General features: G+C 72.0%; 19 protein-coding genes. 7 read left to right on the top strand and 12 right to left on the bottom strand.

All coding sequences use genetic code 11. The features are described from left to right. Positions 1-4: 4 nt before the first annotated feature. The 12 genes from G3I71_RS19360 to G3I71_RS19305 form a co-directional block, all read right to left on the bottom strand. A complete protein-coding gene (locus G3I71_RS19360) occupies positions 5-2,155 on the bottom strand; it encodes an AAA family ATPase (RefSeq protein WP_164316065.1) in 2,151 nt (716 codons plus the stop codon). Beyond that, a complete protein-coding gene (locus G3I71_RS19355; protein ID WP_164316064.1) occupies positions 2,152-3,582 on the bottom strand; it encodes a hypothetical protein in 1,431 nt (476 codons plus the stop codon). The genes G3I71_RS19360 and G3I71_RS19355 overlap by 4 nt, the downstream gene beginning before the upstream one ends. Continuing rightward, the gene (locus G3I71_RS19350) at positions 3,579-4,241 is read right to left on the bottom strand and encodes a 4Fe-4S single cluster domain-containing protein (RefSeq protein WP_164316063.1); all 663 of its coding nucleotides are present in this window, start codon (positions 4,239-4,241) and stop codon (positions 3,579-3,581) included. The genes G3I71_RS19355 and G3I71_RS19350 overlap by 4 nt, the downstream gene beginning before the upstream one ends. Next, positions 4,238-5,299 (bottom strand): hypothetical protein, encoded by a 1,062-nt coding sequence (locus tag G3I71_RS19345; RefSeq protein WP_203730807.1) that lies wholly within the window; start codon positions 5,297-5,299, stop codon positions 4,238-4,240. Before G3I71_RS19345 ends, G3I71_RS19350 begins: the two co-directional genes overlap by 4 nt. A gap of 2 nt (positions 5,300-5,301) precedes the next feature. Next, positions 5,302-6,090 carry a protein phosphatase 2C domain-containing protein gene (locus G3I71_RS19340; protein ID WP_164316061.1) on the bottom strand — a complete coding sequence of 263 codons (789 nt, stop codon included), beginning with the start codon at positions 6,088-6,090 and terminating at the stop codon, positions 5,302-5,304. Further along, positions 6,087-6,869 (bottom strand): hypothetical protein, encoded by a 783-nt coding sequence (locus tag G3I71_RS19335; RefSeq protein ID WP_164316060.1) that lies wholly within the window; start codon positions 6,867-6,869, stop codon positions 6,087-6,089. Before G3I71_RS19335 ends, G3I71_RS19340 begins: the two co-directional genes overlap by 4 nt. Beyond that, the gene (locus G3I71_RS19330; RefSeq protein WP_239149228.1) at positions 6,866-7,081 is read right to left on the bottom strand and encodes a hypothetical protein; all 216 of its coding nucleotides are present in this window, start codon (positions 7,079-7,081) and stop codon (positions 6,866-6,868) included. The genes G3I71_RS19335 and G3I71_RS19330 overlap by 4 nt, the downstream gene beginning before the upstream one ends. Before the next feature lie 142 nt (positions 7,082-7,223). Next, entirely contained in the window at positions 7,224-8,327 is a 1,104-nt protein-coding gene (locus tag G3I71_RS19325) for a macro domain-containing protein (protein ID WP_164316059.1), read from the bottom strand. Positions 8,328-8,376: 49 nt separating this feature from the next. After that, complete coding sequence (locus G3I71_RS19320) at positions 8,377-9,054, bottom strand: RES family NAD+ phosphorylase (RefSeq protein ID WP_164316058.1); 678 nt, start codon at positions 9,052-9,054, stop codon at positions 8,377-8,379. Beyond that, positions 9,054-9,749, bottom strand: a complete 696-nt coding sequence (locus G3I71_RS19315; protein ID WP_164316057.1) for a hypothetical protein — start codon at positions 9,747-9,749, stop codon at positions 9,054-9,056. The genes G3I71_RS19320 and G3I71_RS19315 overlap by 1 nt, the downstream gene beginning before the upstream one ends. Then, positions 9,746-13,105 carry a CHAT domain-containing protein gene (locus G3I71_RS19310; protein ID WP_164316056.1) on the bottom strand — a complete coding sequence of 1,120 codons (3,360 nt, stop codon included), beginning with the start codon at positions 13,103-13,105 and terminating at the stop codon, positions 9,746-9,748. Before G3I71_RS19310 ends, G3I71_RS19315 begins: the two co-directional genes overlap by 4 nt. Before the next feature lie 207 nt (positions 13,106-13,312). Then, entirely contained in the window at positions 13,313-14,215 is a 903-nt protein-coding gene (locus G3I71_RS19305) for a LysR family transcriptional regulator (protein ID WP_164316055.1), read from the bottom strand. Between the two features lie 161 nt (positions 14,216-14,376). Here G3I71_RS19305 and G3I71_RS19300 point away from each other — a divergent pair, with 161 nt between their 5' ends. The 7 genes from G3I71_RS19300 to G3I71_RS19270 all read left to right on the top strand — a co-directional run bounded on the left by G3I71_RS19300 (position 14,377) and on the right by G3I71_RS19270 (position 22,872). Beyond that, positions 14,377-15,318, top strand: a complete 942-nt coding sequence (locus G3I71_RS19300; protein ID WP_164316054.1) for a family 2A encapsulin nanocompartment shell protein — start codon at positions 14,377-14,379, stop codon at positions 15,316-15,318. Then, positions 15,293-17,230, top strand: a complete 1,938-nt coding sequence (locus tag G3I71_RS19295; RefSeq protein WP_164316053.1) for a family 2A encapsulin nanocompartment cargo protein cysteine desulfurase — start codon at positions 15,293-15,295, stop codon at positions 17,228-17,230. Before G3I71_RS19300 ends, G3I71_RS19295 begins: the two co-directional genes overlap by 26 nt. A gap of 162 nt (positions 17,231-17,392) precedes the next feature. Further along, the gene (glnT, locus tag G3I71_RS19290) at positions 17,393-18,727 is read left to right on the top strand and encodes a type III glutamate--ammonia ligase (RefSeq protein WP_164316052.1); all 1,335 of its coding nucleotides are present in this window, start codon (positions 17,393-17,395) and stop codon (positions 18,725-18,727) included. 103 nt (positions 18,728-18,830) lie between these two features. Beyond that, the gene (locus G3I71_RS19285; RefSeq protein WP_164316051.1) at positions 18,831-19,706 is read left to right on the top strand and encodes a glutamine amidotransferase family protein; all 876 of its coding nucleotides are present in this window, start codon (positions 18,831-18,833) and stop codon (positions 19,704-19,706) included. Next, complete coding sequence (locus G3I71_RS19280; RefSeq protein WP_164316050.1) at positions 19,694-20,371, top strand: glutamate synthase; 678 nt, start codon at positions 19,694-19,696, stop codon at positions 20,369-20,371. Before G3I71_RS19285 ends, G3I71_RS19280 begins: the two co-directional genes overlap by 13 nt. Positions 20,372-20,467: 96 nt before the next feature. Beyond that, positions 20,468-21,787, top strand: coding sequence for an FMN-binding glutamate synthase family protein (locus tag G3I71_RS19275; protein WP_203730805.1), 1,320 nt, complete (start codon positions 20,468-20,470; stop codon positions 21,785-21,787). Next, positions 21,784-22,872 carry an FAD-dependent oxidoreductase gene (locus G3I71_RS19270; RefSeq protein WP_164316049.1) on the top strand — a complete coding sequence of 363 codons (1,089 nt, stop codon included), beginning with the start codon at positions 21,784-21,786 and terminating at the stop codon, positions 22,870-22,872. The genes G3I71_RS19275 and G3I71_RS19270 overlap by 4 nt, the downstream gene beginning before the upstream one ends. Position 22,873: the final 1 nt, after the last annotated feature.

The following is a 22,873-nucleotide window of genomic DNA, read 5'->3' as shown; positions in this document are numbered from 1 at the left end:
GTGTTCAGCCGTTCCCTTCCTCGGTCCTGACCCACGGTGTGCCGTCGGCTTCGATGCCGAGCCGGAGCCGGCGGCCCGGGGGCGGGCGGTGGGCCAGGAAGTGGGCGACCACGGCCGCCCGCAGCCGCTCCAGCTCGTTGCGGATCTGGCGGCCGCCGTACGCCTGGTGCTCCGGGTCGCTCATCCGCTCGGTGATCCAGGGGTGCAGGGTGTCCGGGTCGGGGACCAGTTCGACCTGGTGGCGTTCGCGGACGGACTCGGTGAGCTGGCCCAGCAGCCGGTCGGCGATCTTCACGATGTGCTCGCGGCGCAGCATGTCGAAGACGACCACGCCGGGCTTGAGCCGGCCGTAGATCTCCGGCCGGCCGATCGTCCGGAACTTCTCCTCCACGGCCCGGGTGAAGTGGGCCTCCAGGGTGGTGTAGGGCACTTCTTCGCCGCCTTCGGACAGCAGGCCGTGGACCGCCTCCGCGCCCGTGTTGGAGGTGAAGATGATCAGGCACTGGGAGAAGTACGCGGTCTGGCCGCGGCCGTCGGTGAGGCGGCCGTCCTCAAGGATCTGGAGGAACTTGTCCAGCACCCGGGGGTGCGCCTTCTCGATCTCGTCGAAGAGCAGGACGCTGAACGGCCGTTCCTGGACCCGGCGGGTCAGCTCACCGCCCTGCTCGTGGCCGATGTAGCCGGGCGGTGCGCCCGCGAGCCGCTCGGCCGCGTGTTCCTGCTGGTACTCGCTCATGTCGAAGCGGGCGTACGCGCTCTGGTCGCCGAACATCAACTCCGCGACCGCCTTGGCGAGTTCGGTCTTGCCGACGCCGGTCGGGCCGACGAAGAAGAACGCGCCCCGGGGGCGGGCGGTGCCGGAGCCGCCGAAGTCGATGCCGACGAAGGCTGCTTGAAGTGCGGCGGCCACCGCGTCGACGGCCTTGGACTGGCCGACCACCCGGGCGCCCAGTACGCCGCCTGCGCGGGCGACGGTCTCCCGGTCCAACTGGGTCCACGGGTCGACGCTCACGTTGAGCCGGTGCAGCTCCAGGAGCTTGTCCGGTTTCTGCAGGGGCGCGTCGCGCAGCCACGAGGTCCGGGCGAGCGCGTCGATGTCCCAGCCGGACATGCCGTCGGTCGCACCGACCAGGGCCTCGATGTCGTGGCGCGTGGCGTCCGGGGCGCCGTTGAAGTCGCCGCGCAGCCAGGTCAGCCACAGGCGGCGCTCGCTGGGGTCCGGCGGGCCGATGTGCAGGGTGGCGATCCGGGGGTCCTCCAGGTGGAACCAGCCGGGCAGCCGACCCACGTCACCGACCGCGCACAGGACGGCGTTGCGGGCGTGCGGGCGGCGGCCGTCCAGGGGCGAGCGGGGCGTCACGGCGGCCGCCATCGCGTCGCGCAGCCGGAGGTAGCCGCGATTCGACTCCGGCTGGCCGGACGGGAGTTGGTGGTCGACGTCCTGGAAGACGAAGGCGGTGGCCGCGTCGGGGGAGGAGACGAGCCGGTGCACGGTCGCCACGACGTCCTCGAAGTTGGTCGGCCGGCCGGCGGCCCGGGGCGCGAGCAGGTCCGACCGGTCGCGGTCGCGCTCGACACCGCGCCGGGTACGGGGGTCGGCCTGTCGCCCGCCGTCGTCCCCGGGTGCGCTCCGGCTCTCCCAGGGGCGCGGCTCTCCCCGGTCTTCGCCGTTGCCTCTGCGGCGTGGTTCTTCTCGGTCGTTGCTGTCGTCTCGGCGGCTCGGCTCTCCTCGGTCTTCGCCGTTGCCCCGGTAGCGCGGCTCCCCTTGGTCGCCGCCGTCGCCCCGGCGGCGCTGCTCTCTTCGGTCGCCGGCGTTGCCCCGGGTACGGTTCGCCTCCAGTTCGGCGAAGCGCTCCGCGTGGCCCGGCAGCGGGAAGGTGAGCCCGGCCACCGGGTCCCACCAGCCGACCACATCGGCGCCGCGCGCCTCCAGCACCCCGGCGACCAGCTCCCGGAAGGAGGCGGGTCGGTCCTCGAACCACCAGCGGTCCCGGATCTGCCCGTCGACGATCACCTGACGGCCGCGTCGCAGCTCCCAGCCGAGCGACACCGCCCACAGGGGCATCATGCCGTCGGCGGTGACGGGCCCCGTACCGGCGTCCTTGTTCTCGCTGTTCTCGCTGTTCTCGCTCTTGGTGAAGTCGACCGTGCTCATGGCTTCGTCCACCGCCAGGACGTCTCCCGGGGCAGCGGTTCGGCGCGTCGGCCCGGCGGCTTGCCGTCCCAGGTGATCTCACCCGGCACGAAGCCGTCGTCGCCCAACGCCTCGTGCACGCGCTCCAGCAGCGCCTCCGTGGTGTCGCACACCGGTTCGTCCTGCGGGGCGCTCAGCGTCACATCGGGTTCGCCCTGCACGTGGTAGACGAGCAACGGGGTGCCGTCGCTCTCGCTGGCGACCGTCGTCTCGTACGTCGCCCCGGTCGGCCGGACGAAGCGCAGCCGGAAGCTGCCGTCCTCGTCCTCGCCGCCCTCGAAGGCGAACCCCTCGTCGGTCATGGCGTCCCGGAGCGCCGCCACCAGGTCCCGGCGCCGGTCGTAGGCCAGCTCCAGTTCGTCCAGCCGGGCCTCCGCGTCGGGGAGTCTCCCCTCCAGTTCGGTGACCGCTGTCAGAGCCTCGGCCGCCGAGCGCGCGGTCAGGGCCTCGGTGACGGCGCGCAGCGCGCCCCCGATCTCGTCGGCGAGGCCCGGGTCACCGAGACCGGCGGCCGTGCCCACCACGCTCTCGGCCGCCGGGCGTACGACGTCCAGCCGCTCGGCGGCCTCGGCGAGGGCCGCCTCAAGGGCCTCGGCACGCTCGCGCTCCGCCGCCTCGGCCGCCGCGCGCTCCTGCTCCGCGCGGGACTGCCGCTCGGCTTCCGCGTGGTCCTGCTCCTCCGCGGCGCGCACCGCCTCCGTGACCGTCGCCGCATGCCGGGCGAGGGCGTGTTCGACCGTGCCGATCAGGGCCTCGAAACGGACCTCCAGGCCCGGGCCGGTGGCCGCGCGCAGCCGGTCGAGCAGGTCGGTGCAGCTCCGGTGGCCGTCCGCGTCGAGAGCGGCGCCGTCCGGCCCGGTGGCGGACAACCGGCGCTCCAGCCCGGCCAGTACAGCGGCGCGGTCGTCCGTACGGTCCCCGGGCGCCGTACCACGCAGGCTCACGACCCGGCCGCGCAGTTCCTCCACCGCGTCCCTGAGCCGCTCCCCACGGGCGGCCCGCTCCCGCAGCCCGGCCAACTGCCGCTCCAGGGAACCGATGTCGGTCCGGGCGCCGGACCGCTGGGCCTCGGCGATCAGCTCCCGCACCTCGGCGAGACCGCGCTCGTCGGCCTGGGTCTGCTCCGCCTGTGTCCGGGCCACCCGGGCGCCCTGTTCGGCCGTCCGGCGGGCCGCCAACTCGGCTTCCTTGCGGGCGACTTCGACCCGGCGCCGGGCCGCCTCGGCGCGGGCGCGTTCCCGCCGGGCGGCGGCCAGCCGGGCCCGCTCGGCGGCCCGTTCGCGCTCCCTGGCCCGGCGCTGCTCCTCCCGGCGCAGGCGCTCGGCCGCCTCCTGCTGGGCGTACGCCGCGGCGACGCGGACGCTGCTGTACTTCGGTGATCCGCTCATCGTTCCCTCCGTGCCTCGGTGTGCAGCACGAACCCCCGCGCCGCGAGCTGTTCCTCAAGTCCCTCCCGGAATCCGGGAGTCGGTGGCACCCCGGCCCAGGAGAGCGATCCGTCGGCGTCCACCGACAGTTCGACCCCGGCGGTCGTGTCCGGCTCGGCCGGCGCCCGCGTGTAGCGGTCGGTGAGCGGGATCAGCCGCTGGTTGTCCGAGCCGCGCCAGCGCAGACTGCCGTGCCGGGCCGCGACGTACGGCCCGTCGACCAGCAGGTCCAGCCGTGCCAGCAGGGCGAGCCGGTCCGGGCCGCCGCGCCGAAGCGCCTCGTGACGGAAGCCGGAGTACGCCATTGCGCCGAAGTCCGGGCGCCGCTCCCGTACCGTGTCGAGCAGTTCGGCCAGTGCCCCGGCCTGGCTGAACGGCTCACCGCCGGAGAACGTGACGCCCTCGATGCCGTCCAACCGGCACAGCCAGTCGGCGAGTTCGGCGACCGACCGGCTGGTGCCGCCCTCGAAGGGCAGGGTCTCCGCGGCCACACAACCCTGGCAGCGCAGCGGGCAGCCCTGTACCCAGACGACCGCGCGGCTGCCGGGGCCGAGGACGGTGCAGTGGTCCAGGGTGCGGGCGACGGAGAGGTGGGTCGTCGCTGAAGGGCGGGTCGTCATGCCTCCTCCTGAGGATCGTCCTGCGGATCGTCGGGGTAGCTGTCGTCGCCCCGTTCGGCCTGGTCGCACCATGGGCACCACGGCCGTTCCACGGTGTGGATGTGGCGGGCGTTCACCCGGCACACCTTCAGTCGGCCGGGGGCCGGTTCGGCCGCGAGTGCCCCGGCCCACTCGGCCGCCGCAGGACGTCGGTGCGCGTCCCCGAACGCCCTCCGGAACAGCTCTGCGAGTCCTCTCGGCAGCAGGTCGGCGGGCGGTACGGAACGGGGCAGCAGCACCGACGTACGGTCGGTGATCCGGCAGCGGCCGTGCAGCACGTTGTCGTCGTACGACAGGTAGTCGCCGCCGTCCGCCGGGTGGCCGGCGAAGGGGTGCAGGCCGGCCATGAGGAGCTGGTGGACCAGGACGGCCAGGGCGAAATCGTCGGACGCGGTGTCCGGCGGTGTGCCGGCGGGGGCGCCGATCCGTTCGGGTGCCGTGTAGCCGGGGGTGCGCATCCGGCCCGGGAACACCTCGCGGCCGTCCGTGAACTGCCACGAGTCGACGTCCGCCATACCGACCCGGCCGGTCTCGTCGACCCAGAGGTTGTCGGGCTTGAGGTCGCCCACCACATAGCCCTCGGCGTGCAGTTCGGCCAACAGCCCGGTGAGGGCGAGGGCGGCGCGCAGGGCGGTCGCCCAGGTCGCCCGGGGCAGGTGGGTACGGCGGGCGGAGGTGCTGAGGAGGTGGCTGAACGGCTGGTAGGCGTGCCGCATGTCGGTCATCACGTAACCGTCGACGCGGTCCGCGTCATCGCCGTCCGCCGTGCGGACCGGGACCAGCGGCCAGGCCAGCCGGACGGGTGCGGACAGCAGGCCGACGGTACGGGGTTCGCGGCGCTGGCGCACCAGGCGGACCACTCGACGCCGGTAGGCCTCGGGGTCGGGCGGGTCCGGGACGAGTTTCGCGACGAGGGGGCGGGCGTCGTCGACGCCGTACACGAATCCTTCCGAGCCGCTGCCGATCTGCTCGGTGAGCCGCCAGGTGTGTCCGTTCCCGGACATCACTGTCAGTCCCATGGTCACCGCCCTTCGACGAGAGCGCACAGGACGGTCAGGTCGTCACCGGTCCGGCCGGCCTCCGGACCGGAGAGCCGGCGCCGAAGCGGCTCGGCGTCCCCGTGGTTCTCGCGGAGTGTGGCGGCAAGGCCGAGGAAGAAGCGGTCGGCCGGTAAGGGGCCTGCCTCTGGCGGGAGTCGGCGTACGGAGGGATGGTCGAGGGTGAGCGCGGCACAGCCGTCGGTGCTCAGGACCAGTCCGCTGAGTTCCGGTTCCCAGACGACGAAGGTGCGGATGCGCTGCGCCGCGCCGGGCGAGGACAGGAAGGGCGGTGGGGTGGTGGGCGGGGGGAGGACCAGGTGACAGTGGTCGTCGTCTGTCAGCAGCGTGCCGAAGCCGTCGCCCAGCGAGATGAGAGCCACCCACGGTGGACGTACGACCGCTGCGGCGATGGTGGCCGCCAAGGCGCCGGGGTCCTCTGAACCCGCACCCGTACCCGCACCTGTACCCGTGCCCAACACCCCCGCCACCGCCCGCAGATACTCCTCGACGACCCGCTTCCCGCGCCCCGCGATCCACCGGGTCCACGCCTCCGGCGTCTCCTCCGTGTCCGGGATGTCCTCCGTCAGCAGGCGGCAGGCCGTGTCGACCGCGATGTGGGCGCCCAGGGCGCTGCGGTCGCGGCTGCTCGCGCCGTCGGACACCGCGAGTACCGCTGTGTCGCCCAGGTCGACGGCCTTGAACGCGTCCTGGCATCCCTGCCCGTCGGCGAGATGAGCGGTGCCCTGGACGGAGGCCCCTGCGATGATCACCCGTGGCCCCTCTCCGCCCTCTTCTCCACCCTCTCCATGCGCGCGAGCCGGGCGGCGCGGTCGTTGACCTGCTGGTGGATGAGATCCGCGGTCTGGTCCGGGCTGCTGTCGTCCGTGCTCTGGAAGAGCAGGTCGAGGATCCGGCCGAAGTCCAGGTTCTCCAGCGGTGACGTGGCCTTCGGCGCCAGTACCCGCAGCATCGGCAGGTCGGCGCCACGCACCCCGATCACCTGGAAGACCCACTCGCCCTTCTCCTCGCCCTGGCGCACCTGTTCCGCTGTGTCCGCCAGGGCTTTCGCGTCCAGGGGGTGGCCCTGGGCGTCGCTCGGTGCGCCGTCCGTCAGGGCCCACAGGAAGGGGCGGCGAACCGGTACCCGTTGCTCCTGCAGCGTGCGGTAGCGGGCGCGGGCCAGTTCGAGGGCCGTCTCCACGGCTTCCGTCAGCCGGGTCAGGCCGTCGGCGCGCAGCGTGGGCGGGCGCATGCTGTCCGCCGGGACGAACAGCCGGTCGGCGTCGGCTTCCCCGACCGGGACCAGGCGGCCCGCGCCGGGGTCGTAGACGCGCACCGCCGAGTCGAAGGTGATGAGGCAGACCTCCACCCGGGTGCGCAGCCGTTCCTGCGCTCGGACCCCGTCGAACCAGCGGGTCAACGCATCGTTCAGCTCGTCGATCCGCGGGTGTTCCGCGGGGCGGCCCATGGACGCGGAGGTGTCGAGGAGCAGGACGACGGGCTGCCGTTCCTCGTATCCGGTCCCGAACTCGATGCCGTGGACGCTCATTCGGCCGCCGCTCCGGTGCCGTCGGCGTGGGCCACCAGTCGCTGCCGCGCGGGATCGTGGCGCACGGTGACGGCCGTACCCGGCGGCAGGCCGGGCGGCTCCGGAACCATCCGCAACAGGACACCGTCGACGAGTACATACGTGTCCGGGGCGGGCCAGGTCACCGTGCGACCTGCGCAGCCGTGCGCCCACTCAACCATCCCCCTGGTCATACGGCCACGTTATGTGAAGTCGACACCAACATGCCCGGTCCTTACGTGAATTGACACCCCGTCGATATTGGCGGTCCGGGGTGCGAGCCGCCCAGGGGCAAGGCTCCCCCAGGCATCCCACCTGGGCGACCCGCCCCTCCAGTCAAGCCGACCGGCCGGGCGCCGACCGGTCGCGTCCCGGGCGGGTCCTGGCCGGGATCCGCTCCACCACGCGGGCCGCCTCCGGCGTACGGACGACGAAGTGCACGTCCCAGCACGCCCCGCGCGCCAACTCCGCCTCCACGGCGCTCCATACGGCGGCCGCGCTCACCCGGTACGGAAGCCCGCCGCGCCCGGAGCCGAGCAGCGGGAAGCACACCGAGCGCAGCGGCGGGGTGTGCCGGTCGTGCTCCTCGGCCAGCAGCGCGAGCGCACGCGAGGTGGCGCGGGTGATGTCGGCGGGCAGCACGTCGTAGTCGTTGGTGCCGGCCCGGGGTATGGCCACGGCCGCGTGGTAGAACCGTCGTACACCGTGCTCGGCCATGGCTCCCGAACCGGTCGCCGCCACCGTGCCCGGGACCACCGGACGCCCCGAAGTGCCGTGCCGAGCCGTCCACTTGCGCAGCTCATCGAGGACCGGGTCGTCCAGCAGGTCGCCGGTCACCCCGCGCACGGAGGCGGCCCGGCGCAACGAGGCGGAGACCGAGGACTTGTACGACTCGGGCAGCGCGAGGTGGGTGTTGACCGGGGAGACCACCACGTCCACATCCCGCAGCAGGTCGACGGGGTGGATGTGCAGGGTGAGGCGTACGGCCCGGTCACCTGCCAGGACGTCCACGGTCCGGTGGGTGTCGCCCTCCCGGTGGTCCTCGCCCGGCTCACCGCTGCCGCCCGCCACCAATTCCATTACCTGCTCGGCCACTTGCCCGAGCACCATCACCTCGTGGTGCTTGCGGAAGCGTTCCTCGCTCACCCGGTACACCTCGGCCGCGCGGGCCCGGCGGGAGGCCGCCGCCCAGTCCCGGGTGCCCTGGGCCAGGCCCAGCGTGTACTCGGCGGCGGTCCGCAGCGTACCCGCGTCGAGCCGCTCCACCGCGCGGCGCAGCAGCGCCTCCACGGCACCCTCGCGGGTACGCGCGGTCGCCAGCGAGGCCGCGGCCGACTCCAGGACGGGCAGCTCGCGGCCGCGCAGCCGCAGCAGCCCCGCCCGGCGAACTGCCTGTAGCTCCACGAGAATTGACGCGTGGTCAATGGTTGGTGGTGCCATGCGTTCAACGATGACACCACGTGTCACACGGGACAAGCAGGCGACGGGATCAGGGGTTCAGCGGCTCCTTGATCGCCGAACAGAGCGGTTCCAGCAGCTGGTTGGCCTCCTTGACGCCGTCCGGGGAGCCGAGGTCGGGGATGTTGCGGTACGGCAGTGTTTCGAGCGGTCCGTCCGCGCAGTCCGCGAAGCGGTCTCCGAAGAGCACCAGGGCCCGCCGTGACGGGTTGCGTTTCGAACCCCAGATCATCCCCATGGCTTCGGGTACCTGGGCCCGCAGCTCCCGCGCCCAGCGCCGTGTGCCCGCGTAGTGCTCCGCTCCCTCGTTCTCCAGCAGGAGGTTGTCCTGGCGGACGGCGGCGAGCGCCGCACCGGAGCACAGCGAGACCAGTCTCATCTCGCACCGGGTCCGCACCCCGTTCAGCGACTTGCCCCGCACCTGCGCCCAGGAGACCAGTCGCATACCGGTAGGAGAGTCGAAGTCGTGCGAGCGCAACAGGGTCTCCGCGAGAGCGGTCTCCGCGTCCGTCGCCGCGTACAGATAGGGGTACGGGTCCTCCGGCATGCTGTTGAAGCGGCCGGTCGAGCGGTCGTCCGGGATGAACGGTTTGAACTCCGCGGCCCTGTAGTGGGACGGGTGTATCCGCCACAGGTGGGTACCGGCGGGCAGCACCTCCCAGTGCGGCCGGAAGCGGTACACGGAGGGCAACACGGTTTCCTCGTGCATCAGTCCCCCTCCACCAACGCGACGGCCGCGTCCACCAGTTCGTGGTCCGGCCGGACGCCGAGGAGGGCGACGGGCGCCCTGCCGCCCAGCCACGCGTTGCCGCTCAGCCACCAGTCGGCGGCCCCCCACGGGTCCGCGTCGGCGAGGAGCACCCGGTTGACCTCCAGGACGGCCTCGTACGGTGCTCCGCCCCCGGGCCTGAACTGGAACTCCGGGTAGCGGTCACCGAGTTCGTGGTCGGCGAACCGGATCAGCTGGGCCGGCGGCGCCGAACCGCCGTACCGGGCACGGACCTCGGCGGCCGAGAGGGAGGGCGCCCGACGCAGTCTGCGCTCGGCGGCGGCGATGACGGTCGCTGTGTCGGGGGGCGATGGCGGGTCGGCCGCGAGCCGGGCCAGGAGATCCCGTACCCGTTGGGGGTCCAGGGGGCGGAGGGGCACCGTGCCGATGTACCGGAGGGAGTCCAGTGCCCGCCGCACCGGATGGTCGAACTCCAGCGCCGGCACCAGGCAGTGGCGTACGCCCTGGAGGGCTCGGCGTACGGCCCTGAGGTCGTCCGGCGGGGTGTCGGCGAGCACGCGCAGGCCGACGAGCAGCTGCTGGTACTGCTCGTCGGTCAGGTCGGTGCGGATGCTGTCGAGATGTTTGTCGATGAGGCCGAGCACCCTCGTCCCGTTGTCGTCGATCGCGGTCATACGGTCCCCTCTCCCCGACCGGGATGGCCCTGATGAATGAACGCGGCCCAGACGGCGATCCGCCCGAGGTCCGGACGGCCGATGTCCCGCCGCAGCTCGTCGCTGAGACAACCCGGATCCCTGCGGTCCGGGTCGAGCATCCACAACTGGGCGGCCCGCAGGGCGTCCACGGGGCTGAGCCCGGCCCGCAGATGGTGGTGGAACACCGTCATCAGCAGGATCGTCGCACTGTCCTGGGCGGTCCACCGAGACCCCACGACATCACGTGCGCCGCCCGCGACGAATGCCGTGGTCAGGGTCAGGGCCTCGTCGTGGTCGCGGGTGCTCAGATCGGTCTGGCAGGCGCTCAGGACGATCAACGGGCCGTCCGGTGCCGCCTGTTCGGCGGGCTGCGGCCGGTCGAGGAGCCGGGTCACGGTGAGCCGGCCGATCTCCTCGCCGGGGTCGGCGGGGGCGAGGAACAGGGCCGACTCCGTCGGCCGTACCCCCGCCATGCCGTGCGTGGCCAGATGGACCATCGAGTGGTCCTGGGCGAGCAGGGCCAGCAGTTGGTCGGGGGTGCCCGCCGGCACCGAGTCGGGCGGGAAGGCGGCGAAGTCGCCGTACAGCCGCGCCCCCGGATAGAAGGCGTTGCGCAGTTCCAGGATCTCCAGCTCGGCGTACGTCAGCGAGAGGCTGGGGTCGGCCACCATGGCCGGGGCCGAGACCGGATCGCGGGGCGCGCGTCTCACCGTACGCAGGAACTGGCTGCCGGAGGCCGCGTAGCTGATCACCAGTGCCTCGCAGAGATAGTCGTGCGGGGCGTCCGCGGGGAAGCGGGCCGCGTGCCAGGGGACGATGCCGAGGCGGCCGCACGGGACCAGGACGACCCTGGGTGTACGGCGGTCGGCCGCGTCGCCCGGGAGGTGTTCGTCCAGCCCGGCGAGGACGTGGACGAACACCTCGTACGCCCAGTCGCACAGCTCGGACAGGGCCTCCTCCCAGGCCCGTTCCGCCTGTTCGTCGCCGTGGTCCGCGGAGCGGGCGGCGGCCGCGTCCAGGTACCGCTCCAGCGGGGCGCTGTCCGCTGCGGAGAGCACGGGCAGCGGGCCCACACCGATGCCGATCTCGGGGCCCACGGCCAGCACCATGCCCGGGGCCTCGCCGTCGCTGCCGGGGACCAGATAGATCAGCGCGTCCGCGCCCGCCTCGCGGACGCCGGCGGCCAGTTCGCGCAGGGTGGGGGTGGCGAGCAGGCCTCCCGGCTCCCGGTAGCCGAGGGCCTCCAAGGCCTGTCGGCGCAGCTCGCTGGGGAGCCGGGCGGGCAGCTCGGTGCTGTCGGCGGCACCGGACTTCCGCCAGTCGGCGGCGAGTTCGGGATGGCCGCGTTCCTCCAGCAGCTCCGGTACGGCCCGGGAGGTGGCCGCCGCCTCCAGCACCAGCGTCCGGCCCAGCTCCAGGGCGGTGAGCGCGTCGTCCACCCTGTCGTGCGCGGCGGCCCACAGGGCGGTCCGTATGCCGAGGGAGGCGCCCTTGCGGGCGGTGGTCAGACGGTGTTCGGCGCCGTGCTGGAGGAGGACGTCGGCGGCGAGGGTGGCCAGGGCCTCGGTCGCCGCGTCGGTGGCGGCGACCGCGTCGGACTCGTTCGGCTCCTGGTGCCAGCGGGCGCGGTAGGCATCGGCGAGCGACCACAGGGACTCGGCGGCGACGCGCGGGGCCTGCCCCCGTCGGATGTGCTCGCGGAGCCGTTCCAGCGTGGTGACGGTGGCCTCCAGATCCGCCGGATCCCTGGTGAGGCTGTAGCGCGCGCCCAGACGTTGCGCGCCGACGTACAGCTGTTCGGTGGAGGCGTCCGGTGGGGGTACGTCCCGGTCCGGGACGTACGTCGTGTCGCCGGTGAGGAGGGAACGCATGGCCGCGAGGTCGGGAATCATGGCCTCCATTTCCTCGGTCCCGATCGGGAGGCTGCTGTTCCCCGCGGCCGTCCTGCTGTCGTCGAGATCCGCGAGGCTGCGCAGGAGCAGTTCCCTGTCCGCGGTGAGCCGGCCGAGCATGAGCCGGGCCATGGAACGGGTGATGAGGGCCATGGCGCGGAAGTCGTGGTCCTCGGGGACGCTGTCCGCCAGAGCCTCGGCCCTGGGCAGCAGGGCGCGGAGCCGCTCCAGGTCCTCGGCCTGCCCGGCGGTACGGATCTCGGTCATCAGGTCCATCGCGTCCGCCATGACCGTGAAGCCGCCGGCCATGGGGATCGAGCTTCCCGCTTGGCGCCGCAGGAAGTCGGTGACCATCTGCATGTGTTCGAGACCGAGCGCCTGGTCCTGAAGGGTGCCGCCGGCGCCTTCGCTCACGTTGAGCAGCAGGGCCATCATCCCTTCGAGAGCGTCACCGTTCGGCGTGCCCTCCGGCAGCGCGTCGAACGCCGCGCGCAGCCGCCCGAGCTGCTGGTTGAGGGCGGCGGAGTCGCCGCCGCCCGTCTGGTTCACGAAGTCCACGGACGTGGTGTTGACGGCCTGCAACGCGGCGACGAGCCGACGGAACTCGTCGAACGTACGGGGCATGAACGGGGCGGCGGAGGGGTCCGGGGCGGTGCTCGTGCCACCGGTGTCCCTCATGTCACCGGTGTCCGAGCCGGTACCGGGAGGCGTGCAGGTGCCGGAAGGCGTGCCGGGGCCCTGCTCCGGGTCCGCCCCACCGGACATCGTCGCCATCCACTTCGCCATCAGCTGCCGCAGCTCATGGTTGCCCGGCGAACCGTCGTCGGGCACGAGGCTCGTGACCAGGCCGGCGAGCGCGTCGGGCGAGGGGTGCGCATAGACGTCGCGTACCTGCCGCAGATAGCTCAGGGTGTCCGGCGGCAGCGGGAGTTCGGCCGCCTCGGTCACCAGCTTCTGCACCTCGTCGGCGAAGGCGGTCATCCCGCTCGTCCCCTCCCGCATGATCATGTCGACCATGGCGGTCAGGTCCGGCTCCGGCGAGAGCCCGCCCAGCATCTCCTGCAGCGGCAGCGCGTGCGTCAGCAGGAACAGCGCGGCCCACCGCCGGTCCTCGACGGAGGTCGCGGCTCCGGTCTCCGTTGCCGGGTCCCGTACATCCCGCAGCAGACCGTGCGCCCGCTCCCGGTCCTCGGACGTCCCGCCCCCGGCGGCGTGGCGCAGGGTGAGGACACCGCCGAGCCACATCGTCACCGAGCTGCGCAGCTCCGGATCGTGGTCCAACAGGCGGGAGAGCGAGTCGAGTTCGGCGATCGAGTCGTTGTGGGCGCGGGAGGCCCCGACGACGGTGTCCGATGCCGGTAGCAACGCCTTCGCCCGCTCGACGGCCTCGCCTGCCCAGGCCCGCAACGCCTGAACGCCACCGGTCTCCTCTTCTTCCCCCACCGGCACTCCTCACGTCCCGAACGTCCCGAGGACATCAACGGTCCGTCCCCATCCCCATGATGACGAGATGTCCGTCACCATGACGCCCGATCACCGAGCTTTTCCGGCCGACGCCCGACCGACACCCGGAACTCGCCCGGGATGCGCCCGGGTTGGCGGGGGAGGGGGCGTGGATCGGGGGCGGGCGGGCGGACTGTGTCCTCGTCCTCAGGACGGCCACTCCGGCTCCGACAGGGTCGCTTCGATCGCGTCGAGGAGTACCTGGGCGGGCTGGGACGCGGGTGGCTTGCCGTACACGGCGGCCACGACCTGTCTGCGCATGCCGGGAATCCGGTCGAGCCTGACCCCGGGATGCCTGTTGGCGAGGAGGGTGAGCCCGGCCAGCAGGCTCACGCCGAGACCGGCCGCGACGAGTGCCTGTACGGCGACGTAGTCGTCGGTCTCGAACTCGACGACCGGCGAGAACCCGGCCCGCCCGCAGGCCGCGATGAGATGCTCGCGGCAGCGTTCGCACCCGGCGATCCAGCGTGTGTCGGCGTACGTCGTCAGCTCCGCCGGAGGGCCGTCCCAGGCGCGGTCCGCCGGTGTGACCATGTACAGCGGTTCGTCGAGAAGCGGGATCATGGTGGTGTCCCGGCGATCACGCTGGGGCGGGTCGCCGTGCTCGAAGATCAGCGCCACGTCGACGTCGTTGTTGCGCAGGGCGCTGAGCGCGTCCGGCGGTTCGGCCTCGCGCAGGATGAGCTCGATGCCGGGATGCTCGGCGGCGACGCGGGCGGCGGCGAGCGGCACCAGGGTGGCCAGCGCGGAGGGAAAGGCGGCCAGCCGGACCCGGCCGGTGCGCAGCCCGGCCAGCTCGTCCAGTTCGGCGTGCACCGACTCGACCTGCGCGAGGATCGACTCGGCGCGGTCCACCAGGAGCCGGCCGGCGTCGGTGAGCCGGATACCGCGCCCCATCCGCTGCAACAGCGGTACGCCGACCTCGGCCTCGAGCTTGGCGAGCTGGTGGCTGACCGACGGCTGGGCGTAGTGCAGCGCCTCGGCGGCAGCCGTGATCGAACCTTCACGGGCGACGGCCACCAGCACACGCAGGCGACTCAGGTCGATCATTCGCGAATCATAGCCAGGTTCGATGAAAGCCTCGAAAACACGCATTGGTCCGATAACGGTGGTGCTGCGAGGGTGGGTGGGAAAGTTCGTGCGAGAGATTTTGCCCCTTTTGCGTCTTACGCGCGTCCGCCCCCCCCCTGGGCGCGGAAAGGAGATGTCGTATGGCTGGCAAGGCTGCGAATCCACCGTCGCGATCCGTGTCGGTGGGCGACCGCGCGGCACGGACACTGGCGAACGCCACCAAGACCGTTCCCCAGATGGCCTCCATCACGCCTCGCTGGCTGGTGCACCTGATGTCCTGGGTGCCCGTCGAGGCCGGTATCTACCGCGTGAACAAGGTCGTCCATCCCGAGTCGGTACGTATCGAGTGCGACAACTACGACGAGGCGCCGCTGCCCGACACCTTCGTCGACTACGAGCAGGAGCCCCGGGAGTACCGGCTCAAGGCCGTGCAGACGGTCCTTGACCTGCACACCCGGATCGCCGACCTCTACTCCAGCCCGCACGACCAGACCGCACAGCAGCTGCGGCTGACCATCGAGGCGGTGAAGGAGCACCAGGAGGGCGAGCTGATCAACAGCCCGGAGTACGGGATGCTGAGCAGCGCGGCGCCCACGCAGCGGATCTCCACGCTCGGCGGGCCGCCGACGCCGGACGACCTGGACGCCCTCATCACGAAGGTGTGGAAGCAGCCGGCCTTCTTCCTCACCCACCCGGAGGGCATCGCCGCCTTCGGCAGGGAGTGCACGCGGCGCGGTGTACCGCCGGCGACGGTCAGCATGTTCGGCTCGCAGTTCCTGACCTGGCGCGGGCTGCCGATCATCCCCTCGGACAAGGTCCCGCTGGAGAACGGGAAGACCAAGTTCCTGCTCCTTCGTACCGGCGAGTCCCGCCAGGGTGTGGTCGGACTGTTCCAGCCCGGGCTCGCGGGCGAGCAGGGGATGGGGCTGTCGGTGCGCTTCATGCAGATCGACCGCAGCGCCATCGCCTCCTACCTGGTCTCCCTGTACTGCTCGCTCGCGGTACTCACCGAGGACGCGCTCGCCGTGCTCGACGACGTCGAGGTGGACAAGTTCCATGACTACGCCCCCAACTACCGGTAATCAGGCCGCCCCGGCGTGGCTGCCGGACGAGGCGATGCTGAACCGGCTGGCCGGGGAGTTCTTCCGAGCACTTCCCGGACAGCCGGCGGAGACGGACACCCCGGTCCCCGACGGCTCGTCGGCGGACATGCGGCCCTCGGCTCCCGACGTCCCGCCGACGGGCACCCGGGCTCCGGCCCTCGACGCCCCGTCGGCGGCCGCTCAGGCTCCGGTCCCCGACGGTTCGCCGGCGTGGCCGGTGCCGGCCGGTCTGCCGGCCGCCGACCCGCCTCCTCCGGCGCCGAAGGCCGGCGTGAGCCCGCCGGCCGGGCCGCCACCGACCAGTGCCCCGGCCACCTACGCGGCGAGTGCGCCCGGCGTCGCCGGACCCACCCCGGAGCTGCCGGCCCTGCCCGTCATGCCGGTGGCGCCCGGGTCGCCGTCTGCCGCACCGATGTCAGCGCCGGCCCAGCTCTCGGGCCCCGGGCAGTTCTACTTCCTCAACGAGGCACCCGGGTTCCCCGCCGAGGCGCCGGAGCTTCCCGGCTTCGGGCACCTGGGGCTGCCGCCCCTGCCCGATCCCGCGGCACCGACGGCGACGACCGCGCCGTACTACTTCGTACAGGAAGGCGGTTCTCCCGGGGTACCCGGCGTACCGGGCGCACCCGGCTCACCGGTGGAGCTGCCGCTCGACCAGCATCCGGCGTTCGACGTGCGGGCGGTCCGCCGGGACTTTCCGATCCTGTCCGAGCTGGTCAACGGCCGTCCGCTGGTCTGGCTGGACAACGCCGCGACCACGCAGAAGCCGCGTGCGGTGATCGACCGGCTGGTCGAGTTCTACTCGCGGGAGAACTCCAACATCCACCGGGCCGCGCACGAACTGGCCGCCCGGGCGACCGACGCCTACGAGGGTGCCAGGAAGACCGTCGCCCGGTTCATCGGAGCGGGCTCCGCCGAGGAGATCGTGTTCGTCCGGGGCACCACCGAGGCGATCAACCTGGTCGCCAAGGCGTGGGGGCCCAAGAACCTCCGCGCGGGTGACGAGATCGTCATCTCCTACCTGGAGCACCACGCCAACATCGTGCCCTGGCAGATGCTGGCGCAGCAGACCGGCGCGGTGATCAAGGTGATCCCGGTCGACGACTCCGGGCAGCTGCTGCTCGACGAGTACACCGACCTGCTGTCCGACCGCACCAAGCTGGTCGCGGTCACCCAGATGTCCAACGCGCTCGGCACCGTCGTACCGGTCGAGAAGATCATCGAACTCGGGCACCGGGCCGGGGCACGTGTCCTGGTCGACGCGGCGCAGTCCATCCCGCACCTGCCGATCGATGTCAGGGCGCTGGACGCGGACTTCCTGGTCTTCTCCGGGCACAAGCTGTTCGGGCCGACCGGGATCGGGGTGCTCTACGCCAAGCGGGAGATCCTGGAGGACATGCCTCCGTGGGAGGGCGGCGGCAACATGATCGCCGACGTCACCTTCGAGCGGGCCGTCTACCAACCGCCGCCGAACCGCTTCGAGGCGGGCACCGGCAACATCGCCGACGCGGTGGGGCTGGGCGCGGCCATCGACTACGTCGAGCGCATCGGCCTGCCCAACATCGGCGCCTACGAACACACCCTGGTGGAGCACGCCACCGAGGGCCTGCGCGGGGTGCCCGGGCTCCGGCTGATCGGCACGGCCCCGCACAAGGCGAGCATCGTGTCGTTCGTACTGGACGGCTACGAGCCCGCCGAGGTGGGCACGGCGCTCAACGAGGAGGGCATCGCGGTGCGTTCGGGTCACCACTGCGCGCAGCCGATCCTGCGCCGGTACGGCGTGGAGGCCACGGTCCGGCCGTCGTTCGCCTTCTACAACACGCACGAGGAAGTGGACACGCTGGTCACGGCGGTTCACCGGCTCGCGGACCGGCGTGGCGGACGCCTCCGCTAGCCCGCGCTTCCGGGTCCTCGTCTGCCGGGTTCCGCCTCTTCGGGGCGGGACCCGGCTTTCGGCTTACGGGGACCTTCCACGGCGGAAATCTCGCCGTAATCCCAAGAGTGTCTACTGACGTGCAACAAAGATTCACCACAGTGGACACCCAAGGAGGGGCCCATGGCGACCGCCATCCCCGCTCTCCCCGCCATCCCCGATCTCGCCGAACTGGTCCGTGCCGACGGCATCGAGTTCGTGCTCGCCCTCTTCGTCGACCTGACCGGCAAGCCGTGCGCCAAGCTCGTCCCGGTCCAGGCCATCGAGGAACTCCGCGACGAGGGCGTCGGGTTCGCCGGTTACGCGGCCGGCGCGCTCGGCCAGCAGCCCAGCGACCCCGATGTCGTCGCCCGCCCCGACGCCTCCTCGTACACCCCCGTCCCCTTCGTCAAGCCCGGCCTCGCCCTCGTCCACTGCGATCCGTACGTGGAGGGCGAACCCTGGCCCTACGCCCCGCGCGTCATCCTGCGCAGGGTGCTCGAACGGGCCGCCGCCCAGGGGCTGTCGTTGTCCGTGGGCGCCGAGGTCGAGTACTTCCTCGTCAACCGGGACGAGCACGGTGTGCTGAGCGTCGCCGACGCCAGGGACACCGCCGCCCAACCCTGTTACGACGCACGCGGGCTGACCCGGATGTACGACCACCTCACCGCCGTCTCCAGTGCCATGAACTCCCTCGGCTGGGGCAACTACGCCAACGACCACGAGGACGGCAACGGCCAGTTCGAGCAGAACTTCAAGCACGCCGACGCCCTCACCACCGCCGACCGGGTCATCACCATGCGGTACATGGTGTCGATGCTGGCCGAACAGCGGGGCATGACCGCCACGTTCATGCCGAAGCCGTTCACCGACCGCACCGGCACCGGCATGCACCTGCACATGTCGCTGTGGCGGGGCGACGAACCCGCCTTCCCCGACGCCACCGACGGACGCGGGCTCGGACTCTCCCCGCTCGCCTACTCCTTCGTCGCCGGGATCGTCGAGCACGCGCGCGCCCTCCAGGCCGTCATCGCGCCCACCGTCAACTCCTACAAGCGCACCGGCGCGGTCAACACCCGCTCGGGCGCCACCTGGTCCCCACGCGTCGCCGGGTACGGCGGCAACGACCGCACCCACTTCGTCCGCGTCCCCGACGGCAACCGCATCGAGCTGCGCGGCGGAGACGGTGCCTCCAACCCCTACCTCGCCGCAGCCGCCGCCCTCGCCGCCGGCCTCGACGGCATCGAACGCGGCCTCGACCCGGGCGAGCCCGGCGCGGCGGGCAAGGGCCCGGAACTCCCGCCGACCCTGCTGCACGCCGTGGAGGCGCTCCAGGCGGACGAGGTGATCAGCGGCGCCCTGGACGCGGCCGGGGCCGGGGTGAGCCGGTACTTCGCCGACCTCAAGCGTGAGGAGTTCTTCGACTGGCACGCGACGGTCGGCCCCTGGGAACTGGACCGCTATCTCACTGCTTTCTGACCGCTTTCTGGCCGCCTTTTGACCCCCTTGCGGTCCCCTTCTGATCTCCTTCGCCTTCCTCTGACCACCCTCCGCTTTCTGCCGCCCACTGAAGGGACTTGAGATGTGCGGAATCGTCGGGCTCCATCTGCGGGAGCCCGCACTCGAACCCCGGCTCGGCGAGCTGCTGACCGCGATGCTGGGCCAGGTCGTCGAACGCGGCCCCGACTCGGCGGGCGTCGCGGTCTACGGCGACCCCCGCCTGTCTCCGCCGGGACGTGCCGTCGTCTCGCTGCTCGGGGTCGCTCCGGCCGAGGCGGAGGCCGCGCTGCCCGGGGCCGTGGCCGTCGCCGCCGACGCGACCACCGTCGTACACGCGGATCTTCCGGTCGCCGACCTGCTCGCCGCCGTCGCGGACGCGCTGCCCCGCGCCACCGTCATCGGCTCCGGCACCGACATGGCCGTCCTCAAGGGCACCGGAAACCCCGTGGAGTTGGCGGACGCCTTCGGGCTCGCCGCCGTCACCGGCTGGCAGGGCGTCGGCCACACCCGCATGGCCACGGAGTCCGCCGTCACCCCCGAGGGCGCCCATCCCTTCTCGGTCGGCCCCGGACAGTGCCTGGTGCACAACGGCTCCTTCGCCAACCACGCCACCATCCGGCGTGAACTGCGCGCCCAGGGCGTCGAGTTCGACAGCGAGAACGACTCCGAGGTCGGTGCGCGGTTCGTCGCCCGTCAGTTGGAACAGGGCGCCGACCTGGAAAAGGCGCTTCGGCTGCTGTGCGAGCGGTTCGACGGTTTCTACACGCTGCTCGTGTCGACCGGTGACTCCTTCGCGGTCGTCCGTGACGCCATCGCCTGCAAGCCGGCGCTCGTCGCCGAGACCGACGAGTGGGTGGCGATGGCCTCCGAGTACCGGGCGCTGGACGTCCTGCCGGGCATCGAGAACGCCCGCATCTTCGAACCGGAGCCGGAAGAGGTGTACATATGGCGACGCTGATCGACCTGGCGAACTCCCCGGTACGGGAGCTCAACCAGGCCCTGCACGCGCCCGGCGGCGCGGATGTCTGGCGGATCCTCAATCCACGCGGCGCACACGCCGTGGCCTGCGGAATCCGGGAGGATCTCGCCGTCGACATCGAGGGCCACGTCGGCTATTACTGCGCCGGCATGAACCAGCGCGCCACGGTCACCGTCCACGGCAACGCGGGTACGGGCGTCGCCGAGAACATGATGTCCGGGACGGTCCGGGTGCGGGGGAACGCGTCCCAGTCGGCGGGGGCCACCGGCCACGGCGGGCTCCTGGTGATCGACGGGGACGCGTCCGCGCGGTGCGGGATCTCCATGAAGGGGGTGGACATCGTCGTGGGGGGCGATGTCGGGCACATGAGTGCGTTCATGGGGCAGGCGGGGCGGTTGGTGGTGTGCGGGGATGCGGGGGATGCGCTGGGGGATTCGCTGTACGAGGCGCGGATCTATGTGAGGGGCACGGTCAAGTCGCTCGGTGCGGACTGTGTCGAGAAGGAGATGCGGGGTGAACACCTCGCTGAACTGGCCGAGTTGCTCAAGGCGGCCGAGCGGGACGAAGACCCTGCGGATTTCCGGCGGTACGGCTCCGCCAGGACGCTTTATCACTTCAAGGTCGACAACTTGACGGCGTACTAGCGATGTTTTCTGGCTGCGGGTCCGTTGTGGCTGGTCGCGCAGTTCCCCGCGCCCCTATCGGGGCGCTCCACCTCAGCCCTGATGAAGGAGTTGACCTTGGAACCCGCATCCCACGGCCTGCGCGAGTCGGCGACGTTCGACCGTGCCACCATCCACGCCATTCAGCGTGCCGCCGAGACCGGTATCTACGACATCCGGGGGTGGGGCGCCAAGCGTCGACTGCCGCACTTCGACGACCTGTTGCTGCTCGGCGCCTCCATGTCCCGCTATCCGCTGGAGGGTTACCGGGAGCGCTGTGACACCGACGTCGTCCTCGGCGCCAGGCACGCCAAGAACCCCCTCCGCCTAGCCACCCCCGTCACCATCGCCGGTATGAGCTTCGGGGCCCTGTCCGCCCAGGCCAAGGAGGCCCTCGGACGCGGCGCCAGTGAGGTGGGGACCTCGACGACCACCGGGGACGGCGGGATGACGCCCGAGGAGCGCGGCCACTCCAAGCACCTCGTCTATCAGTACCTGCCGTCCCGCTACGGCATGAACCCCGACGACCTGCGTGCCGCCGACGCCATCGAGGTCGTCCTCGGTCAGGGTGCCAAGCCCGGCGGCGGGGGCATGCTGCTCGGGCAGAAGATCACCGAACGGGTCGCCGGTATGCGCACGTTGCCCGTCGGCATCGACCAGCGCAGCGCCTGCCGCCACCCGGACTGGACCGGCCCCGACGACCTCGCCATCAAGATCCTGGAGCTCCGGGAGATCACCGACTGGGAGAAGCCGATCTATGTGAAGGTCGGCGCGACCCGGACGTACTACGACGTGAAGCTCGCCGTCCACGCGGGCGCCGACGTCGTGGTCGTCGACGGCATGCAGGGTGGTACGGCCGCCACCCAGGACGTCTTCATCGAGCACGTCGGCATCCCCACCCTGGCCGCCCTGCCTCAAGCGGTGCGCGCACTCCAGGAGTTGGGCGTCCATCGCGAGGTCCAGCTGATCGTCTCCGGCGGGATCCGGGGCGGCGCCGACATGGCCAAGGCCCTCGCGCTCGGCGCGGACGCGGTCGCCATCGGCACCGCCGCGCTCATCGCGCTCGGCGACAACCATCCGAAGTACGACGCCGAGTACCGCCGACTCGGCTCCGCGGCAGGCTACTTCGACGACTACCAGGACGGCCGCGACCCGGCCGGCATCTCCACCCAGGACGAGGAACTCGCCGCCCGCCTCGACCCGGTGGACGCCGGACGCCGGCTCGCCAACTTCCTGCGCGTGATGACCATGGAGGCCCAGACCCTCGCACGCGCCTGTGGCAAGGCCCACCTCCTCCACCTGGAACCCGAGGACCTGGTGGCCCTTACGATCGAGTCCGCCGCCATGGCGCGCGTCCCGCTCGCGGGCACGAACTGGATTCCCGGGGAGGGACTGTGATCGCCGTCGTCGGCGCCGGACTGATGGGTGCGGCCACCGCCTGGCAACTGGCCCGGCAGGGACACGAGGTCACCCTCACCGAGGCGTACGACATCGGTCACCGGCACGGCAGTTCGCACGGCAGCTCGCGGATCTTCCGGCGGGCGTACGCCGACCCCTTCTACGTACGGCTGACCGGGCAGGCGTACGAGCAGTGGCGGGAGTTGGAGGACGACAGCTCAACTCCCCTGCTGCGCAAGACCGGTGGGCTCGACATGGGCGAGGACCGCGACCCCGGGGTGATCGCCGGTCTCCTCGGCGCGGCCGGAGTGCCCCATGAACTCCTCGGCCCGGAAGCCGCGTCGGAGCGTTGGCCGTACATCCGTATCACCGGACCGGTGCTGTACCACCCGGACGCGGGCACGGTCGACGCCGACGAGACAGTCGCCGCCTGCGTACGGCGGGCGATCGAGCACGGGGCGCGGGCGGTCATCGGCAACCGGGTCACCGGCATCGAGGTGCGGGGGAGCGGGGAGGTGCTCCTGCGCACCGACGACGGTGACGAGATCGTCGCCGACACGGTGGTGGTCGCGGCCGGCGCCTGGCTGCCCGAGCTCCAACTGCCCGTCCCCCTGCCGCCGTTGGTGGTGACCCAGCAGCAGGTTTTCCACTTCCGGCAGCGGGACCCGTCCGTCAGGTGGCCGACCCTGATCTGGGACGGGGAGCTGCACCTCTACGGCCTGCCCTCGGGCAGCGACGGCGGCCCGCTCCCGGCGATGAAGGTCGCCGAGCACGACCGAGGCACGCCCACCACCGCCCGTACCCGCAGCGGAGTCGTCGACCCGTCGTCGCGCGCCCGGGTGAGCGGCTTCGTCCGCGACCGGCTTCCCGGCCTCATGCCCGACCCGGTCGCCGAGGCGACCTGCCTCTACACCACCACCCCCGACGAGGACTTCGTCCTCGACCGCCACGGCCCGTTCGTCATCGTCTCCCCGTGCTCCGGCCACGGCGCCAAGTTCGCCCCGCTCATCGGCGCGATGGCCGCCGACCTCGCCACCGGCCGCGCCGAACCCCATCCCCGTTTCCGCCTGGAACGCGCTGGTTAAA

It is taken from the genome of Streptomyces sp. SID12501 (assembly GCF_010550245.1).
Lineage (GTDB): Bacteria > Actinomycetota > Actinomycetes > Streptomycetales > Streptomycetaceae > Streptomyces.
The sequence above is the reverse complement of the archived record's forward strand: the minus strand, read 5'-3'. Positions and strand labels throughout refer to the sequence as shown.

Coding starts and splice junctions, on each gene's coding strand:
- G3I71_RS19360 (WP_164316065.1), bottom strand. CDS start 2,155: ATGAGCACGGTCGACTTCACCAAGAGCGAGAACAGCGAGAACAGCGAG.
- G3I71_RS19355 (WP_164316064.1), bottom strand. CDS start 3,582: ATGAGCGGATCACCGAAGTACAGCAGCGTCCGCGTCGCCGCGGCGTAC.
- G3I71_RS19350 (WP_164316063.1), bottom strand. CDS start 4,241: ATGACGACCCGCCCTTCAGCGACGACCCACCTCTCCGTCGCCCGCACC.
- G3I71_RS19345 (WP_203730807.1), bottom strand. CDS start 5,299: ATGGGACTGACAGTGATGTCCGGGAACGGACACACCTGGCGGCTCACC.
- G3I71_RS19335 (WP_164316060.1), bottom strand. CDS start 6,869: ATGAGCGTCCACGGCATCGAGTTCGGGACCGGATACGAGGAACGGCAG.
- G3I71_RS19330 (WP_239149228.1), bottom strand. CDS start 7,081: ATGACCAGGGGGATGGTTGAGTGGGCGCACGGCTGCGCAGGTCGCACG.
- G3I71_RS19325 (WP_164316059.1), bottom strand. CDS start 8,327: ATGGCACCACCAACCATTGACCACGCGTCAATTCTCGTGGAGCTACAG.
- G3I71_RS19320 (WP_164316058.1), bottom strand. CDS start 9,054: ATGCACGAGGAAACCGTGTTGCCCTCCGTGTACCGCTTCCGGCCGCAC.
- G3I71_RS19315 (WP_164316057.1), bottom strand. CDS start 9,749: ATGACCGCGATCGACGACAACGGGACGAGGGTGCTCGGCCTCATCGAC.
- G3I71_RS19305 (WP_164316055.1), bottom strand. CDS start 14,215: ATGATCGACCTGAGTCGCCTGCGTGTGCTGGTGGCCGTCGCCCGTGAA.
- G3I71_RS19300 (WP_164316054.1), top strand. CDS start 14,377: ATGGCTGGCAAGGCTGCGAATCCACCGTCGCGATCCGTGTCGGTGGGC.
- G3I71_RS19295 (WP_164316053.1), top strand. CDS start 15,293: ATGACTACGCCCCCAACTACCGGTAATCAGGCCGCCCCGGCGTGGCTG.
- glnT (WP_164316052.1), top strand. CDS start 17,393: ATGGCGACCGCCATCCCCGCTCTCCCCGCCATCCCCGATCTCGCCGAA.
- G3I71_RS19285 (WP_164316051.1), top strand. CDS start 18,831: ATGTGCGGAATCGTCGGGCTCCATCTGCGGGAGCCCGCACTCGAACCC.
- G3I71_RS19280 (WP_164316050.1), top strand. CDS start 19,694: ATGGCGACGCTGATCGACCTGGCGAACTCCCCGGTACGGGAGCTCAAC.